Here is a 3,440-nt window from a genome sequence, read left to right on the forward strand (position 1 = left end):
GGACAGCACATTTCAATTTGGACAGCAGTGTTCGGGATCATGTTCGCGGGCTTCGCGATTGCGGGACTGCTGGGGCCGACCCTGATGAAGACGCTTCTCGCGAACGGGCTCACGCTCACGCATTGCTACACCACCGCGGCCGCGATTTCCGCCGCGGGCTTCGCCGCGATGGCGGTCTATCGCCGGACGGCGCGGGGGTGAGGTTTTGAAGCGGGCGGATGCGCCCGCTTCCGTTCTCACTCGGCCTTGTTCGGCCTCATTCGGCCTCATTCGGCTTTGGCATCGTCACCATCCAACCGTAGGTCCTGGACTCAAAGACGGGTTAGGGCATCCCAGCCGCAGCCAAACTTCGGCGGATCACTTCTTCCCCGTCGGCCTGAGCGTCGGTGGCGCCCAGCCATGCCAACGTCTTCAGGAGCATCGGATTTCGGACGAGCCCGCGCACCGGTCCGCCAGGGCACCGGACGACCAACCGGTCGCAGAAGATCTGCAGGTCGATCGGGAGCCTTTCGCCCCTGAAGCCGTAGTCACGGTGCGCGAGCGCCGTGAGGAGCGCGGCCCTCACCGCGACCGCGGGAAATTCGTACCGGTCGGTCCGCCGCCCCCGGTCGTCGAAGATGGTCGCGCGGCGGGTGTTGCGGCCGACGAAGCCCATGGCGCGAAAGAGCATCTCTTCGATCGTGCCTTCGATGCGTTCGGTGTCGGTGAAGCGCTCGCCGGCGAAGCCGAGCTCGCCCACTTCGCGGCCGGGGAAGGCGGTGGCGCAGACGTGAAGGCAGGGAAAGTAGGCCTGCGGCCAGATCCCGAAGAGGAGCATCGCGAGGAGGGTCGGGCGGTCTTCCGCCTTGAGGTTCAAGGTGTGGAACAGTTCGTCCCGCGGGAGGTCCCGCAGCTTCGGCTCCGCGCGCCTTGCCTTCTTGAGAAAGGCGTCGAGAGCGTCTTCCCGGAGGTCCTGCATGGTTGCGCGGGAGACCGGAGACAAGAGTTCGCAGGGGTGTTCGACGTCGGGCAGGGCGGCGACGGTTTGGGGCGTCATGGCGGGGTGACTCCATGTGGGGTGTGGGGTGATGCTGCGCGGGACGGCCGAGCGCCGTCCGCACCAAGCACATCCTACGCCTGCCGACGGAAAGACGTGAGGGCCTCCGTTTGCTCCATCCGGGCGGCCCTCTCGCGCACTCACCCCATCAGGTCCGCGAGCACTTCGCTCACGAACTGCAGGCGGTCCTCAGGTTTTTCCTTCCCGCCTTCGAACCGCAGCTTCTCCGGCCCCGCCATGCGGGCGTTCTTCCGGCTCTGGAGCGTGCGGATGAGGTTCTCGGGCTTGACCGACGTCGTGGGCGAGAACGTGATCACGGTCGCGGACGAGCCCGCGTCGATCTTCCGGATCCCCGCCTTCTCGCACTTGAGGCGAAGGTTGTGGATGGCGGCGAGGCGCGCCGCCGCGTCGGGCATCTTCCCGTAGCGGTCGACGAGGTCTTCGGTGATCGATTCGATCTCGGCGCGGTGCTCCGCGCTCGCGAGCTCCTTGTAGACCGCGAGTCGCCTCGCGACGTCGGGGACGTAGCTCGACGGCAGAAGCGCCGGCGCGTGCAGGTTGATTTCCGTCGTGGTGGCGAGCGGCGCCTCGGGGTCGATCGACTCGCCGCGTTTGAGAGCCTTGACGGCGTTCATCAGCATGCGGTTGTAGATCTCAAAGCCCACCTCGGCGATTTCGCCGCTCTGGTGTTCGCCCAACACCTCGCCCGCGCCTCGGATTTCGAGGTCGTGCATGGCGAGGTAGAACCCCGAGCCCAACTCCTCCATCGACTGAATCGCTTCCAGGCGCTTCTGCGCGTCCTTCGTGTAGGCGCCGTCGGGCGGCGTCAGGAGGTACGCATAGGCCTGGTGGTGCGAGCGCCCGACGCGGCCGCGCAGCTGATGGAGCTGCGCGAGGCCGAACTTGTCGGCGCGGGCGATCACGATCGTGTTCGCGGTCGGGACGTCGATCCCGGTCTCGATGATGGTCGTGCAGAGGAGCACGTTGAAGCGCTGTTGGTAGAACTCGCGCATGACGCGCTCGAGCTCGCGCTCGGACATCTGCCCATGCGCCACGACGATGCGCGCTTCCGGGACGAGCCTCGCCAAACGCTCCCGGCGGTTTTCAATCGTTTCGACTTCGTTGTGGAGGAAGTAGACCTGGCCGCCGCGCTTCAGCTCGCGAAGCACGGCTTCGCGGATGAGGCCGTCCTCTTCGGCGTGGACGAACGTCTTCACCGACAAGCGCTTCTCGGGCGCGGTGGCGATGACGGAAAAGTCGCGGATCCCTTCCAGGCTCATCGAGAGCGTACGGGGAATCGGGGTGGCGGTGAGCGTCAGCACGTCCACCTCGGCGCGAAGCCGCCGGAGCTGCTCCTTCTGGCGCACGCCGAAGCGGTGCTCCTCGTCGATGATGATGAGGCCGAGGTTCTTGAACTGAACCTTCTCGGACAAAAGCTTGTGGGTCCCGATCACGATGTCGACGGAGCCGTCCGCCAAACCCTCGATCGTGCGGGTGGTCTCCTTCCCGGTGCGGAAGCGCGAGAGTTCGGCGATCGTCACGGGCCAGTCGGCGAAGCGGTCGCGGAAGGTGGCGGCGTGCTGCTCCGCAAGAAGCGTCGTGGGGCAGAGGACCGCCGTCTGGCGCCCCGCCATCGCGGCGATGAAGGCGGCGCGAAGCGCCACCTCGGTCTTCCCGAAGCCCACGTCGCCGCAGACGAGGCGGTCCATGCTCTTCGCGGTCGTCATGTCGTGGATGACGGCGGCGATCGCGGTCGCCTGGTCGGGCGTTTCCTCAAAGGGGAAGCCTTCGGCGAACGCCTGATAGTCCTTCGCGCTGAAGGTGAAGGCGTTCCCGGTGCGGCTCTGACGGAGCGCATAGAGGTGAAGAAGCTCCACCGCGGTGTCGCGGACCTCTTCGGCGGCCTTCCTCTTCGCCTTCTCCCAGTCGCCGCGCCCGAGGGTGTGAAGAGGCGCGTTTGCGGGGTCCGCCCCCGCGTAGCGGCTGATGAGATGAAGGTTCGCGACCGGCACGAAGAGCTTCGCGCCGTTCTTGTATTCGAGCTCCAGGAATTCGGCGCCCCCTTCGGGCGTGTCGATCGTGGTCAAGCCCTGATAGCGCCCGATCCCGTGGTCGATGTGCACGACCGCGTCGCCCACCTTCAATTCCGCGATGTCGCGCACCATCATCTCGACGTTCGTCTGGTGGCGCGCACGGCGCGTGCGGGTGCGCGGCCCCGTCGCGGCGTAGAGTTCGGACTCGGTGAGCACCAGCACGCCCGCTTCGCGGACGACGAAGCCGGAGAGAAGCGGCGCGTCGGTGAGGCCCAAGGGGGCGGTCCCGGCCGCGAAGGCGTCGAGGTTGTCGACTTCGGTGAAGGTGAGCCCACAGCCCCGGAGCAGCGCCCCGATCGTCTCGCGGCGGC

General features: G+C 66.9%; 2 protein-coding genes and 1 pseudogene. 1 reads left to right on the forward strand and 2 read right to left on the reverse strand.

The features are described from left to right. A pseudogene (locus HMPREF9440_RS11165) lies at positions 1 to 201 on the forward strand (hypothetical protein); the annotation flags it as partial. A 121-nt stretch (positions 202 to 322) separates the two neighbouring features. Here the strand turns inward: HMPREF9440_RS11165 and HMPREF9440_RS03940 are convergent. Both HMPREF9440_RS03940 and mfd read right to left on the reverse strand, forming a co-directional pair. Further along, positions 323 to 1,036, reverse strand: a complete 714-nt coding sequence (locus HMPREF9440_RS03940) for a putative DNA binding domain-containing protein (protein WP_008541726.1) — start codon at positions 1,034 to 1,036, stop codon at positions 323 to 325. 140 nt (positions 1,037 to 1,176) lie between these two features. After that, positions 1,177 to 3,440, reverse strand: a 2,264-nt coding sequence (mfd, locus tag HMPREF9440_RS11865) for a transcription-repair coupling factor (protein ID WP_008541727.1), incomplete at its 5' end; no start/stop codon positions are given.

It is taken from the genome of Sutterella parvirubra YIT 11816 (assembly GCF_000250875.1).
Classification (GTDB): Bacteria; Pseudomonadota; Gammaproteobacteria; order Burkholderiales; family Burkholderiaceae_F; genus Sutterella; species Sutterella parvirubra.